Origin of the sequence: Streptomyces sp. NPDC057697 (assembly GCF_042799335.1) — a bacterium.
Taxonomy (GTDB): domain Bacteria; phylum Actinomycetota; class Actinomycetes; order Streptomycetales; family Streptomycetaceae; genus Streptomyces.
This window is the reverse complement of the sequence record NZ_JBHVJA010000002.1, coordinates 833529-847097: the sequence shown is the minus strand read 5'-3', so window position 1 is coordinate 847097 and position 13569 is coordinate 833529. Positions and strand designations below refer to the sequence as shown.

Genomic DNA, 13569 nt, shown 5'->3' with positions numbered 1-13569 from the left:
CCGGGGCGAGCGGCGCCGCCGGGCGCGCTCTGCACATGCACCACTGCCAGGAGACCAACGTGGACGACCCCCGCACCGATGCCGGTGATCTGGCCGAGTACGGCTACCAGCAGGAACTGAAGCGCACCCTGTCCGCGTGGGCCGTGTTCGCCATCGGATTCGCGACCATCTCCCCCGTCGTCGGCATCTACGCCGTCGTCCAGCTGGGGTTCGTCTTCGCCGGGCCCGCCTGGATCGGGGCGGTCGTCGTCGCGTTCCTCGGGCAGTTGCTCGTGGCCACGGTCTACGCCGAGCTGTCCTCGCAGTTCCCGATCACCGGAGGCGTCTACCAGTGGGTCCGCCGACTGGGCGGGCCGCGGCTCGGCTGGCTGGTCGGCTGGATCTACCTCGCCTCGGCGGTCGCCTCCCTGACCACCGTGGCCTACCTGGGCGCCACCTGGCTGCACATGCTGGTCAGCGACGCGGCGCTGTCACCGGCCACCCACGTCCTGCTGGGCGTGGTCTTCGTCGCCGCGGCCCTCGGCATCAACCTGCTGGGGGTCAACCCGGTCAAGCACTTCCTCAACGCGGGCATCGTCGCCGAGGGGGTCGCCTCCATCGCCGTCAGCCTGATCCTGCTCCTCTTCGCGCGCCACAACGGGTTCGGCATCCTGTTCGACACGTTGGGCGCGGAATCCGCCTCCGGCGGGTCCGTCGCGGCCGGGTTCCTGACCTGTCTGGCCGTGGCCGGCTGGGCCTTCCTGGGCTTCGACGCCACCACACAGGTCGCCGAGGAGACCGAGCAGCCCCGCCGCAGCGTGCCCCGGGCGCTGGTGCGTGCCTATCTGTTCGTCGCCTTCACCGTGCTGCTCACCGCGTTCGCCGTGACCCTCGCGCTGCCCCGCCCCGAGGAGGCCGTCTCCGGGAAGGTCGCGGACCCCGTCTTCACCGCCGTCACCGACGGCCTGGGGGCTTGGAGCGAGAAGCCCTTCATCGTGGTCGTCCTGATCGCGTTCTTCGCCTGCGCCATCTCGATCCAGACCTACATCGGGCGGGCCGTCTACGCCTTCGCGCGCGACCGGCAGCTGCCCTTCTCGCGTCGGCTCGCCACCGTGGGGCCGCGCCAGATCCCCTGGGTCTCGCTCGTCGTGACGGCCGTCCTGGCCGGTCTCGGCCTGGTGCTCGGGCTGAACGGCAACGCGGCGGCCACGCTGATCGCCTTCGGGTCCGGCGGTTTCTACTTCGTCTTCCTGGCGGTCGCCGTCGTCGCGCTCCTCGCCCGTCTCAACGGCCGCTGGAATCCGGCCGCCGGAGAGCTGCGCCTGGGCCGTACCGGCCTGCTGATCAACGCCCTCGCGGTGGTGTGGCTGCTCTTCGAGGCGGTCAACATCGCCTGGCCCCGCGCCGGGCTGGCCCCGGCCGGAGGCAGCTGGGTCCAGGTCTGGGCCGTGGTCCTGGTCTTCTCCGCGCTGTTCGTCGTCGGGCTGGCCTACGTCGTGATCGCCAAGCCCCACGCCCAGCTGCCCCTCGGCCCGACCGGCGGCGACGCCACCGGACGGGCCGCCGCAGAACCCGTCACCGAATCCGTAACCGAACCCACCGCTGAACCCACCGCAGAAGTTAAGGCGCCCTGATGTCCACCCAACTCTCCCCCGCGATCGCCTTCGACCCCGTCGCTGGGCTGCACACCCGCGAGATCTCCCACCGGCCCGCCGGACCGGGCGAGGTCGAGATCGAGGTGCGTGCGGCAGGGGTGTGCCACTCCGATCTCCACATCCTCACGGGCGACTGGCCCAGCGACCGCCCCCTCGTCCTCGGCCACGAGGCCGCCGGGGTGGTCGCCGCGGTGGGGCAGGGGGTCACCGACCTCAAGGCGGGCGACCACGTCGTACTCTCCTGGTTCGCGCCCTGCCGTCGCTGCCGCAAGTGCCTGGCCGGAACGGCCTGGCTGTGCACCGGCACCCGGGCCGTCGCCAACACGCTGCCCGACGGGACGACGCCCTTCACGGACGCCGGGGGCGAGGAGATCTGGCCCTACCTGGGGCTGGGCGCGTTCACCGAACGGCTGGTCGTGCCGGAATCGGCCGCGGTCAAGGTGCCCGACGAGCTGCCGTTCGGCATCGGGGCCCTCCTCGGCTGTTCCATCTCCACCGGTATCGGCGCGGTCATGAACACCGCCGGGGTCCGGCCCGGCGAATCCGCGGTCGTCATCGGCACCGGCGGGGTCGGACTGTCCGTGGTGATGGGGCTGCGCCTGGTGGGGGCGGACCCCGTCGTCGCCGTCGACCTCTCACCCGAACGCCTCGCCGCGGCGAGGCGCTTCGGAGCGACCCATACCCTCGACGGCGCCACGACCGACGTGGCCGCCTGGTGCCAGGAAGAGCTCGGCGGGGCCGACTACGCCTTCGAGGCGATCGGCAGCCCCAAGGTCATCGAGACCCTTCCCGCGATGCTCACCTCGGGGGGCGCGGCCGTCCTGGTCGGCATGGCCGCCGCCGGCGCGACGGGCGCGTTCGACCTCTTCGACCTCGCCGACCAGGGCAAACGCATCCTAGGATGCAACTACGGTTCCAGCGTCGGTGCGCTCGACATCCCCAAGCTGGCCCGCCTCTACCTGGCCGGGAGGCTTCCGCTGGACGAGCTGATCGGCACCGTCCGCCCGCTCCGGGAGGCGGCCGCCGCCTTCGAGGACCTCCGGTCCAACGTCGGGGTCCGCACCATTCTGGAGCCGTAGGAGTTCTCGCCGCGTACCCGTGGCAGACATACCCACGCAGGAAACGGCCTCCGGCCGCCGCACCCCCCAACTCTTCCGGGAGAATTGATGTACGCCGTCACCGACCCGTCCACCGGCACCACCGCAGAGACCTACCCGACCGCCACCGACGCCGAGATCGCCGCGGCCGTCGACGCCGCCCACGCGGCCACCGTCTGGGGGCGGACCAGCTCGGTGGCCGAACGCGCCGCGCTGCTGCGCCGGCTCGGGGACCTCCACGCCGAGCACCGCGCCGAACTGGCCGCCGGGATCGTACGGGAGATGGGCAAGCCGCTCGAAGAGGCCGAGGGCGAGATCGACTTCTGCGTCGACATCTACCACTACTACGCGGACCACGCCGAGGCGTTCCTGGCCGACGAGGAACTGCGGGTGACCTCGGGCCCCGGCCACGCCGTCATCCGGCGCAGCCCGGTGGGCGTGCTGCTCGGCATCATGCCGTGGAACTTCCCCGCCTACCAGGTCGCGAGGTTCGCCGCCCCCAACCTCGCCCTGGGCAACACCATCCTCCTCAAGCACGCCCCGCAGTGTCCGGCCACCGCGGCGCTGCTCGAACGGCTGTGCGCCGAGGCGGGCTTCCCGGCGGGGGCGTACGTCAACATCTACGCCACCAACGAGCAGATCGCCGACGTGATCGCCGACCCGCGCGTCCAGGGCGTCTCCCTCACCGGCTCGGAGCGGGCCGGTGCCGCCGTGGCCGAGATCGCCGGACGGCACCTGAAGAAGGTCGTCCTCGAACTCGGCGGCTCCGACCCGTTCATCGTGCTCTCCACCGACGACCTCGACTCCGTGGTGGACGCCGCGGTCTCCGCCCGGCTCGACAACACCGGCCAGGCCTGCAACGCCGCCAAGCGGTTCGTCGTGGTGTCCGAGCTCCACGACGCGTTCGTCGAGAAGTTCACCGAGCGGCTCCTCTCCCGCCAGTCCGGCGCACCGCTGTCGTCGGTCGCGGCCGCCGAGACCCTCGGCCGCCAGGTGGACGCCGCCGTCGCCGAGGGCGCGACGCTGCACACCGAGGGCGAGCGCAAGGGCGCCTACTTCCCGGCCGGGGTCCTCACCGGACTCACCACCGACCACGCCATGGCACGCCAGGAGCTCTTCGGACCGGTCGCCATGATCTTCCCGGCGGCCGACGAGGACGACGCCCTGCGCATCGCCAACGACACCCCCTTCGGCCTCGGCTCCTACCTCTTCACCACGGACCCCGCGCAGGCCGAGCGGGTCGCCGGCCGCATCGAGGCCGGCATGGTCTTCGTCAACGGCGTCGGCGCCGAGGGGGCCGAGCTGCCGTTCGGCGGCATCAAGCGTTCCGGCTTCGGCCGGGAGCTGGGCCGGCCGGGCATCGAGGAGTTCGTCAACAAGAAGCTCATCCGCACCATCGTCTAGGCTCCCGCGCCCACGGCTCCGCCGCGGGCCGGACAGGCTCCCCGAAGGGCCCGACCACCGGATTTCTCCGGAGCGGTCGGGCCCTTCATCATGTGCGCAGGCGGTGGGAGACGGTTTGCAGAGCCGTTTACCCGGAACGCGGCCGTGTCGTCCGGGGTTTCGCCTTCCCCGAGGGGACCATATGAAGTCGGCCACCACCGGTCCCCCGCCGTTCCGCTCCTGGTTCCCCCGATGACTCTTCGGCACAGGATCGGTCGTCATGGGCGGACCCGCGCGGGCGGCGGGGCCGCGTACACGAGGGGAGACAGCGATGACCACCGAGGGCTTCACCACATGTCTGTGGTTCGACGGACAGGCGGAGGAGGCTGCGGAGTACTACGTCTCGGTCTTCAGGAACTCCCGCCTCGGCAGGATCGGCCGGTACAGCGAGGCGGGGCCGGGACCCGCCGGGTCGGTGATGACGGTCGAGTTCGAGCTCAACGGCCAGCGGTTCGTCGGGGTGAACGGCGGGCCGGAGTTCACCTTCAACGAGGCCGTCTCGTTCCAGATCGACTGCGCCGACCAGGCGGAGGTGGACTACTACTGGGGCAGCCTCACCGACGGCGGCGAGGAGGGGCCCTGCGGCTGGCTGAAGGACCGGTACGGCCTCTCCTGGCAGGTCGTGCCGGACGGCCTGACCGAATTGCTCCTCGACCCGGACGCGACGAAGGCCGCCAGGGCGACCGCCGCGATGATGGCCATGAAGAAGCTTGACATCGCCGCACTGCGGACAGCGCACGACGCGGGCTGAGCCACGCTGAACCGCGCCGGCGCCGGAGGGCGGAGGGCGGAGGGCGGAGGGCCGGACGCCGGAAGGCCGGACGCCGGAAGGCCGGACGCCGGAAGGCCGGACGCCGGAAGGCCGGACGCCGGAGAGCCGGATCCGCCGACGACCGTCGGACCCGCCCTCCGGCGTCCGCGCCTCGGCGTCCTCCGGCACGCGCCACGCCCCCGCCCGCCGAGATCCGCCCCTCTGCACCCGACCCCTGCACCCGGGGGTCACCCCCGCCCGCCGCGTCCCGCACGGCGCGGGCCGAGGAAGGCGCCCGCGAGCAGCGCGCCAGCCAGGACCAGTGCCGAGTCGACCAGGATCGCGACCGTGACGCCCGAGAGGACGCCCTCGGGGCCGGTGTCGCCGAGGGCGGACATCCGGGCCGTGGCGACGGCGCTCATGACCGGGATGCCCATGGCGATGCCGACCTGTTGGGTCATGGTGGCGAGGCCGGTGGCCAGGCCCTGTTCCTCGTCGGGGAGGCCGGAGGTCGCGGTGACCATGAAGCCCACGATCATCAGCATGTTGCCGATCCCGCCGACGAAGGTGGCCGCCAGCAGCAGCGCGATCCAGCCCCCGGAGCTCCCGAGCGCCACCAGGGAGAGGGTGGCCGCCGCCTGGACGGCCCCGCCCGCGACGATCGTCGTACGGCTTCCGAACCGGCCGACCGCACGGCCGCCGAGCATGCCGCCGATCACCGTGCCGACGCCCAGGACACCGAAGGCGAGACCGGTGGCGAGCGGTGAGTAGCCGAGGACTTCCTGGAGGTAGAGGGTGAGCAGGAAGACCAGCGAGGTCTCCGTGACGAAGGCGATCCTGCGACCCGCGCACCGCCGAGGCGTTGCACCGGTTCTGCGCGATCCGCGTCGAGGAACGGGCCGGCTGCGTCACCGAAGCCGTCGAGCGCGGGGAGCTGCCCGGGGGCACGGACCCGCACGAGGTCATCCGCGCCGTGTCGGCGCCGCTCTGCTACCGGCTGCTGGCCAGTGGCGGCCCGCTCGACGAAGCGGCGGCGGACCGGGCCGCCGAGGCTGCCGGGGCGGCGGCCCGAGCGGGCGCGTACGTCGGCTGACGACCGCTCGCCCGGCCGGGTCCGTACGTCGGCCGGCCGGGCCGGTCAGTCCGCCGAACAGGCACGCAGACGGGCCGCCCATGGATGGCCGGCGCCCCGGGACAGCGTGATGGTCTCGGTCAGCCAGGCTCGCTGGTCCGCGGTGAGGACCGGCAGCACCTCGGCGAAGTCCCGCTCGTCCTTCGGACGCGGGGACCCCGCCTTGTACAGCAGCTGCACCTCGGGGCAGAGGTACGGGACGCCGCTCGCGGAGACGCGGCCGAGCCGGTCCAGCGGCAGGCGGATGCGGGGATCGCGGCGGAAGAGCCAGTCGCCGTCCTCCGTGTCGTCGAGCATGAGCTGGACGCGCCAGGGCTCGTCCGGCCCCGGGCGGCACCAGATGTCGTGCACCTCCGGCGGCAGGGTCTCGCCGGGGAGCCAGCGGCGCAGGGTTCCGGGCGGGTCCGCCGCCCACCACTCCCAGCCCGCCAGGACCCGCTGGGCGGCGAGCTGGTCGCGGCGGAGCAGCAGTACGTCGATGTCGGCGTGATCCCGGAAGGCATGGCCCACGGCGAGTTCGACCGCGTATCCCCCGGCGATCCACCAGGGCACGCGCAGCGGAGCGAGGAGCCGGGCGGCCTCGTCCGGCGAGGGCGGGTCCCAGGGGCCCCACGGGGTTTCGGTACGCATGACCCAGGGCCTTTCTTCCGGATCGGGTCGCTTTCGCCCGGATCGGTTCTGATCGTGTCGGACCAGGTCGGATCGGATCGAGCACGGACCGGGCCGAGTCGGATCGGATCAAGCCGGTCCGGGCCGGTCCGGGCCGGTGCGGGCCGGTGCGGGCCGGTGCGGGCCGGTCCGAGCCGAGCCGAGCCGGTCCAGGCCAAGTCGGATCGGGCCAAGTCGGATCGGATCGAGCACGGACCGGGCCGACTCGGCCCGATCCGCGTCGGCGGCGCGTCGAGTCGAATCGGGCCCGATCGCGCCGAGTCGACTCGGGCCGGGTCGAGTCGGGCCGGTCGAGTCGGGCCGGTCGAGTCGGGCCGGATCAGGGAGCGGCGTCAGGTGCGTGCGACCGCACGGCGGCGGCGGGGGGGATGGCCCGGAGCGTCGGCGCGCGGGCGCACCAGGCCCCTCGCGGGGCCGGTGGCGTCGTCCGCCCCGGGCAGGACGCAGGGCCCGGCTCCCCCGTCCCCGACCGCCGCGCCCGCCGTGGGCTCAGTCCGTCCTCAGCAGATGCCGGTAGCTGTCCGGATGCTCCCTCAGGAAGGCGGCCAGGCCCGTCGCCGGATGCCCGGTGAGCCGCGGCACGGCGTCCGAGACCGTGGCCATCTCACCGGTGGCGATGGCCTCGTACGACGTGACCCAGCCGGCCACCTCCCAGTCCTCGGCGCCGTACTGCGCCCGGGAGGCGTAGGCCTCCTCGCGGGTCTCCGGCACATAGGTGACGGTCCGGCCGCTGACCCTGCTCAGTTCCTCGGCCGCCTCGGTGAGGGTGAACGCCTCGGGGCCGGTGAGGTCGTAGGTGAGCCCGTCGTGGCGGGTGCCGGCGCTCTCGGCGTCGGCCAGCAGGACGGCCACCGCGGCGTCCGCGATGTCGTCGTGCGCCACCGCCGCCACCCGGCCGTCGCCCGCCGGGCCGCGCAGCACCCCGTCGGCACCGGTCATGGCCGGGATGCCCGCGAGGTAGAGGCTGTCGCGGAGAAAGGTGTACCGGACATCGGCGGCCCGGATGCGCGCCTCGGTGTGCCAGTGGTCCCGGGCGAAGGTGAACGTGGCGTCCGGCGCCGCGCCCAGGAAGGAGACGTACACGATGCGTTCGACGCCCACGGCGACGGCCGCGTCCACGGCCGTCGTGTGCTCACGCACCCGGTCCGGGCTCTCGTGCGCCGAGACGAGGAACAGCGTGTGCGCCCCGGCCAGCGCGCGGCGCATGGCCTCCCCGTCCCCGTACGGGGCGGGCGGCGCGGCGACGGCACCGGGCAGTTCGGGCAGCCGGGAGGGGTCCCGTCCGAGCAGTCGGACGGGCACGCCCGCGCGCGCCAGGCGCAGGGCGACCCGGCCGCCGACGGCTCCGCCCGCGCCGGTGACGGCGACGATGGGGGCGCCCGGGTTCTCCGGGCCGGTGGGGGGTGGGTTGCTCATGCGGGGTCGCCTTCCTTGCGGGGCCAGGGGCGCACCTCCACGACCGCGTCCACCGGGACGGGTCCGTAGACGTGCGGGAACTCCTCGCCGCCGGGCACGAAGGACTCGTACCGTACGGGCGCCGGGAGCCGGTCGGGATCGATGACGAGGACGACGAGTTCCTGGTCGCCGGTCCCGGCACCGCTCCCGGCCCCGTACAGCATCTCGGCCACGCCGGCGAGTTGGTGGGGCAGCGAGCAGTGGATGAAGCCCTCTTCGTGCAGGGTGCGGCCGCGGGTGGACATCTCGTACGTCCCGATCCCGCGGGCCGCCTCCCACAGCGGGCCTTCGGTGAGGTGCAGCAGCAGTTCGGCCATGGGCCAAAGCTAGCCGCGTCGACGCGCCCGCCGGGCCATCAGCGTGGCCGCCGATCCCGACACGAGCAGCGCGGCGGCGATCCCGCCGAGAATCCACTCACCGCGCGCACCCGTGTCCGGAAGCTCCCCTCCGGGGTGCGGCTCCTCCGGCCCACCCGGCACGTCCGGCCCACCCGGCGCGTCCGGCCCACCCAGCGCATCCGGCCCACCCAGCGCATCCGGCCCGCCCGGCTCCTCGGGCTCCTTCGGCCCGCCGGGCTCCTGCGGACGGGTGCGGGTCGGGGTGGGCTTCGGACCGGGGGTGTGGGTGGCGGTGGGGGTCGGCGTGGGGGTGGAGGCGGGGCTGGATGTCGTCGGGCTCGGGCTCGGGGTGGGCGTCGGGGTCGGGGTCGGTTCCTCGCCGCAGGTCGGCAGATCGCCGTCGAAGGGATAGGCGTGCAGCTCCTGGCCGCCCGACTCGCCCGCCGAGGCGTGGGTCAGTGAACCGGCGGTGTAGAAAAGGCCGTTGGTGCCGCTCATGTCCAGGGTGGCCGTGCTCGACCGCTGCCCGATCAGCACACTCCCCTGGAACTGACCGGTGCCGTGCAGCCCGACCTCGGTGGCGTCCGGGAAGTTCCACAGCAGGTGCTCACGGAGTCCGGGCTGCGGAAGGGAGCCCGCCGTCGTGCTGATGCTGCGGCTGCTCCCGTAGACGTTGACGAGCACCGTCGCGCCCTCCGGGATCCCGTTGAACACCAGCTCCTGCGGGCCGCCCCGGGCCGAGACCAGATCGGCGTCCACCGCGAACACCTGGAGGGCCGAGGTGCCGTCGCCAGTGAAGACGGTCTCGGGACCGGCGTCGACCACCGTGCCGGTGGCGGGGCGGCGGTGGTCCCGGCCGTCGTCGTAGGCATAGCAGTGGGCCGCCTCCGTCAGCCGGTCGCGCAACTCCGTGTACGGGCCGGTGGCGGCCGGGTCGTGGACCGCCTCCGGGATCACCGTTCCGGAGTCGCGCCCGGCGTACCTGACGACACCGTGGTTCGCCCCCTCCTCGGCAACCGGCCGCTGCCCGGCCGCGACGGTCAGGTAGTCGGAGCCGTCGGGCGGCGGCACCCGGGAGCCCACGCCTGCCACGCCGACGTCGTGGATCCGCGAGGCGCCCGCGCGCTTGTCCATGTCGAACCGTTCGAGGACGACGGTCCTCCCCTCGGCCTCGGCGGCGGCCTCCCGGACCAGGAAGTCGCCGCCGACGAAGATGTCGATCCCGCTGTCGTGATGGGCGACGGGTCCGTTGTGCCGATCGGGCCAGGTCGTCGGGCAGTCGCCGCCCAGGCACGGGCCGAGCCCGCCGGGCAGCGGGTCGGCGAGGGCGAGCGATGCCATCGTGCCCACCATGGCCGCGGCCGCCGCCGTGGCCACCGCCGCCCGGATACCTGTGCCGCGTCTGCGCGCTTGTGTTGCCATAAGGGGCAATATGCAGCTTTACCTAATAAATGACAGGAAGGCCACGCCGGTTCATGCCCGATGCACCCGTATACACCGGCCGCATCCGGGTAATCGGACGCCGGTCCCACCCGCGCGCACGTGCGGGCGTGGTACGAACACCCGGCGCCCGTCGCCGTCCTCGCGCCCCACCCACGCGCACGTGCGGGCGTGGTACGAACACCCGGCGCCCGTCGCCGTCCTCGTGCCCCACCCGCGCGCACCTGCGGGCGTGGCCCCGGTACTCAGTGGTGAGTGACGGCCGTCCCACCCGGGCACGCGCGCGCGTGTCGTCGCCACGAGCCCCTCGACGCCCTCCCGTGTCGTCCCACCCGCGCACGCGGGCGCGTGTCGACATCGTGTCCGATGAAGGCATCGTGTTCGTCGTCCCACCCGCGCACGCGGGCGCGTGTCCGTGCTCCATGGCGCCGGGGATCGCGGTGTCCGCGTAGTCCCACCCGCACGCGTGCGTGTCCGTGAGCGGGGTGCGCTGCTTGGCCCGGGTGTGGTCCCGGTCCCACCCGCGCACGCGGGCGCGCGTCGGCCGGGCCGTTCCCCCGGGCCGCTCCCCGGCCCCGCCCCGCCCCGCGCGCACGCGCACGCCCGGTCCGAAGCGGCGCGGCGGGCCGTCAGGCGGCCGGATCCGCCAGCAGTTCGGCCTCCACCCGCGGGTCCAGGCCGACCGCGGGCCGGTCCGGTCGCTGCGGGGGCTCGCCGCCCAGCTCCACCAGCCACTTCCAGGTGTCGGCGACCGTCTCCTCGACGGGGCGGCAGCGCAGACCGGTCGCGTACGCCCTGGCGACGTCACCGCGGTGGATCGCGTCGTACAGCTCGCCCGGCGGCAGCCAGACCGGCAGATCGTTCCATGGCTCCACGCCCGCCGCGAGGATCCGCTCCGCGGGCGTCCAGCGCAGCTCCGCGTCGGAACCGGTGGCCCGTACGCAGGCCTCCAGCAGCTGCCGCATGGTGGCGTGCCCCGAGCGGCTGACCAGGTTGTACGGCCCGTGCAGCCCGCTGCGGGCCGCGTCGAGCAGCCACTCGGCGAGGTCGCGGGCGTCGATGTACTGAAGCATCAGATCCGGGGTGCCGGGGGCGAGTACGGGCCCGCCCCGGGCGATCCTCAGCAGCCACCAGGGCAGTCGGCCGATGTTCTCCCAGGGCCCCAGGATCAGCCCCGCGCGGGCGAGCAGGGCCCGGTCGCCGAAGGCGTCGAGCGCGGCCAGTTCGCCGCCGCGCTTGGCGAGGGCGTACGAGACGTCACCGCCCGCGTCGGGCGAGGCACCGGCCACCACCGGCCCCTCCTCCGGCAGGCCGTCCGGGGCCGGTTGCTCGTACACGGAACGGCTGGAGACATACGCGTACCGGGCGGTCCGGTCCGCCAGCAGCCGGGCCGCGTCCCGGACGGCCGAGGGGGCGCCGCTCCAGGTGTCGACCACCAGGTCCCAGGCGTGCCCGCCGTCCGTTCCGCCGGATTCGGCCAGGGCGGCGAGGCCGCCCTCGGCGGTGCGGTCGCCGAGGAGTTCCGACACGCCCGCCGGGGGCGCGTGCCGGCCCCGGTGGAACACCGTGACGTCCCAGCCGCGCGCCAGCGCCGCCTCGGTGACCGCGCGCCCCACGAACTCCGTACCGCCCAGCATCAGAAGCCTCATGGGACCGACTCTGCCCGGCGGACGACCCGGTGGGAACCCGGCCTCGCTCTCGGCGGAATCGGGAACCCGTGCGTCAGGGCGTGCGGGCGAGCGGGCTGCGGTTGCGCAGCAGCCACTGGTGGTACCCGGCCGCGCGCCGGGCCGCTTCCCGGTAGGCCGCCTCCAGTTCCCCGTAGACCGTCGCCATGTCGGCGCCCGGCCGGGAGACCAGCAGCAGCCGTACGGCGAGGGGGTCGTCGCGCAGCGGGCGGATCGCCATGTCGTCGCGCGGTCCGGAGGTGGGCTGGCAGGGGGCGACCGCCTCGCCGAGCACGACGAGGGAGGCGGCGGTGAGGTAGTCGCCGTGCAGCACGGTCGGGGCGACGCCGGCCGCGCCGAACACCCGGCGCAGCCCGTCCCATTCGCCGTCCACCGTGGGATCGACCATCCACCGGTCGGCGGCCAGGTCGACGAGGTCGACCACCGGCCGGGAGGCGGCCGGGTGGTCCCTGGACATGGAGATGAACTGCGGTTCGCGGTCCAGGAGTACGCGCTGCTCCAGGCCGTCCGGGACGGCCAGCGGGCTGCCCTCGACCTCGTGCACGAAGGCGACGTCCAGCACGCCCGACGCGACGTCGCCGAGCAGCGCGCGGGCCGACACGTCGACCCGCAGCGAGATGTCCGTACCGGGCAGCCGGAGCCGCAGCCGGCGCAGCCAGCCGCCGATGACCCGGCTGGCGGTGCAGCCGATGCGCAGCCGGGGCCCAGAGGCGCCGACCGCGTCGGCCTCCGCCCGCGCGTCGCTGACCAGGGCGGTCATCCCGTCGACCAGGGGGCGGGCCCGGCTGAGGACAGCGCGGCCGAGCAGCGTCGGGCGGCAGCCGGTCCGCTCGCGGCAGAACAGCTCGGCGCCCAGGGCGTTCTCGATCCGGCGCAGCTGGGTGGTCAGGGAGGGCTGGCTGACGCCCAGCCTGCGGGCCGCTCGGTGCAGGCTGCCCGTGTCCGCGATGGCGCAGAGCGCCCTGAGGTGTCTCACCTCAAGCTCCATACGGTCGAGCGTAGGGCGGCGGGCGACTGTCGCACCAGACTCCCCAATCGCCTCAAAGTCCTTTAATTCACCTGGAGTTGGTGCAGGCTTCGACGGCGGTACCGGAGGGGGTGATAACCGCGCGCTATCGCCGGTTGACATCATCCGCCGGGGCTCGCGCTCCCCGACACTCTCTCCGTACCGCACCCGTCCGAGTCCGATCATCGGACGGGTTCATCGGACCGGTAACGGTAGGAGACCCCCCATGAGACACCCCAGGACCGTCATGTCGGCCGTGGTCGGCCTCGGCTTCGGCCTCGCCGCCGCGCTGGGCACGGCACCGGCCATCGCCTCCCCGGCCCCCGCCACCGCGCCCCCCACCGCCACCGCGTCGAAGGCCGAAGCGGGCTACGCCGCCTACGCCGGTTCGCGCGAGAACGCCGCCGCGAACAAGGCGTTCTTCGAAGCGGTCGTCAAGTCCGTGGCGAAGAAGCAGGCGGCGCACCCCGGCATCAAGTCGGTCACCATCGTCTACAGCACCGCCAACGCGCCGAGCTTCCGTACCCAGATATCCAACAGCGCGCAGATATGGAACAGCTCCGTCTCCAACGTTCGGCTCCAGGAGGGCTCGAACGCGGACTTCAACTACTACGAGGGCAATGACTCCAGGGGCTCGTACGCGAGCACCGACGGGCACGGCAACGGATACGTCTTCCTGGACTACGCGCAGAACCAGCAGTACGACTCGACCCGCGTCACCACGCACGAGACCGGGCACGTGCTCGGCCTTCCGGACCACTACTCCGGCCCGTGCAGCGAGCTGATGTCGGGCGGTGGCCCCGGCCCGTCCTGCACCAACCCGTACCCCGACGCGAACGAGCGCAGCCAGGTCAACTACCTCTGGCAGTACGGCTTCGCGGCCTCCCTCGCGCGCAACGCCTCCTGACTCCGGTCC

General features: G+C 73.6%; 11 protein-coding genes and 2 pseudogenes. 6 read left to right on the top strand and 7 right to left on the bottom strand.

Annotated features, from left to right (window positions below; genetic code table 11):
• Positions 1-59 precede the first annotated feature (59 nt).
• The 4 genes from ACFVFH_RS08775 (at position 60) to ACFVFH_RS08760 (ending at position 4925) form a co-directional block, all read left to right on the top strand.
• Positions 60-1613, top strand: coding sequence for an APC family permease (locus ACFVFH_RS08775; RefSeq protein ID WP_383765196.1), 1554 nt, complete (start codon positions 60-62; stop codon positions 1611-1613).
• Entirely contained in the window at positions 1613-2713 is a 1101-nt protein-coding gene (locus ACFVFH_RS08770) for an alcohol dehydrogenase catalytic domain-containing protein (RefSeq protein ID WP_383765194.1), read from the top strand. Before ACFVFH_RS08775 ends, ACFVFH_RS08770 begins: the two co-directional genes overlap by 1 nt.
• Positions 2714-2800: 87 nt before the next feature.
• Positions 2801-4135, top strand: coding sequence for an NAD-dependent succinate-semialdehyde dehydrogenase (locus ACFVFH_RS08765; RefSeq protein ID WP_383765192.1), 1335 nt, complete (start codon positions 2801-2803; stop codon positions 4133-4135).
• Between the two features lie 310 nt (positions 4136-4445).
• On the top strand, positions 4446-4925 hold the full coding sequence (locus tag ACFVFH_RS08760) for a VOC family protein (protein WP_383765190.1): 480 nt from the start codon (positions 4446-4448) through the stop codon (positions 4923-4925).
• 248 nt (positions 4926-5173) lie between these two features.
• Here the strand turns inward: ACFVFH_RS08760 and ACFVFH_RS08755 are convergent.
• Positions 5174-5761, bottom strand: a pseudogene (locus ACFVFH_RS08755) (MFS transporter); the annotation flags it as partial.
• Between ACFVFH_RS08755 and ACFVFH_RS08750 the strand changes: the two are divergent.
• Positions 5761-6018, top strand: a pseudogene (locus tag ACFVFH_RS08750) (TetR-like C-terminal domain-containing protein); the annotation flags it as partial. The pseudogenes ACFVFH_RS08755 and ACFVFH_RS08750 overlap by 1 nt on opposite strands.
• A gap of 45 nt (positions 6019-6063) precedes the next feature.
• On the opposite strand, the gene ACFVFH_RS08745 reads toward ACFVFH_RS08750, so the two are convergent.
• The 6 genes from ACFVFH_RS08745 to ACFVFH_RS08720 form a co-directional block, all read right to left on the bottom strand.
• Complete coding sequence (locus tag ACFVFH_RS08745; RefSeq protein ID WP_383765188.1) at positions 6064-6687, bottom strand: nucleotidyltransferase domain-containing protein; 624 nt, start codon at positions 6685-6687, stop codon at positions 6064-6066.
• Between the two features lie 528 nt (positions 6688-7215).
• A complete protein-coding gene (locus ACFVFH_RS08740; RefSeq protein ID WP_383765186.1) occupies positions 7216-8142 on the bottom strand; it encodes an NAD(P)H-binding protein in 927 nt (308 codons plus the stop codon).
• Positions 8139-8498, bottom strand: coding sequence for a DUF952 domain-containing protein (locus ACFVFH_RS08735; protein WP_383765184.1), 360 nt, complete (start codon positions 8496-8498; stop codon positions 8139-8141). Before ACFVFH_RS08735 ends, ACFVFH_RS08740 begins: the two co-directional genes overlap by 4 nt.
• A gap of 9 nt (positions 8499-8507) precedes the next feature.
• Positions 8508-9941 (bottom strand): choice-of-anchor A family protein, encoded by a 1434-nt coding sequence (locus tag ACFVFH_RS08730; protein WP_383765183.1) that lies wholly within the window; start codon positions 9939-9941, stop codon positions 8508-8510.
• A gap of 647 nt (positions 9942-10588) precedes the next feature.
• A complete protein-coding gene (locus ACFVFH_RS08725) occupies positions 10589-11596 on the bottom strand; it encodes an NAD-dependent epimerase/dehydratase family protein (protein ID WP_383765599.1) in 1008 nt (335 codons plus the stop codon).
• Between the two features lie 85 nt (positions 11597-11681).
• A complete protein-coding gene (locus ACFVFH_RS08720) occupies positions 11682-12635 on the bottom strand; it encodes a LysR family transcriptional regulator (RefSeq protein WP_383765181.1) in 954 nt (317 codons plus the stop codon).
• 244 nt (positions 12636-12879) lie between these two features.
• Between ACFVFH_RS08720 and snpA the strand changes: the two genes are divergently transcribed.
• Positions 12880-13560, top strand: coding sequence for a snapalysin (gene snpA, locus ACFVFH_RS08715; RefSeq protein ID WP_383765179.1), 681 nt, complete (start codon positions 12880-12882; stop codon positions 13558-13560).
• The last annotated feature ends 9 nt before the right edge of the window (positions 13561-13569 follow it).

Coding starts and splice junctions, on each gene's coding strand:
- ACFVFH_RS08725 (WP_383765599.1), bottom strand. CDS start 11,596: ATGCTGGGCGGTACGGAGTTCGTGGGGCGCGCGGTCACCGAGGCGGCG.
- ACFVFH_RS08765 (WP_383765192.1), top strand. CDS start 2,801: ATGTACGCCGTCACCGACCCGTCCACCGGCACCACCGCAGAGACCTAC.
- ACFVFH_RS08730 (WP_383765183.1), bottom strand. CDS start 9,941: ATGGCAACACAAGCGCGCAGACGCGGCACAGGTATCCGGGCGGCGGTG.
- ACFVFH_RS08760 (WP_383765190.1), top strand. CDS start 4,446: ATGACCACCGAGGGCTTCACCACATGTCTGTGGTTCGACGGACAGGCG.
- ACFVFH_RS08720 (WP_383765181.1), bottom strand. CDS start 12,635: ATGGAGCTTGAGGTGAGACACCTCAGGGCGCTCTGCGCCATCGCGGAC.
- ACFVFH_RS08770 (WP_383765194.1), top strand. CDS start 1,613: ATGTCCACCCAACTCTCCCCCGCGATCGCCTTCGACCCCGTCGCTGGG.
- snpA (WP_383765179.1), top strand. CDS start 12,880: ATGAGACACCCCAGGACCGTCATGTCGGCCGTGGTCGGCCTCGGCTTC.
- ACFVFH_RS08745 (WP_383765188.1), bottom strand. CDS start 6,687: ATGCGTACCGAAACCCCGTGGGGCCCCTGGGACCCGCCCTCGCCGGAC.
- ACFVFH_RS08735 (WP_383765184.1), bottom strand. CDS start 8,498: ATGGCCGAACTGCTGCTGCACCTCACCGAAGGCCCGCTGTGGGAGGCG.
- ACFVFH_RS08740 (WP_383765186.1), bottom strand. CDS start 8,142: ATGAGCAACCCACCCCCCACCGGCCCGGAGAACCCGGGCGCCCCCATC.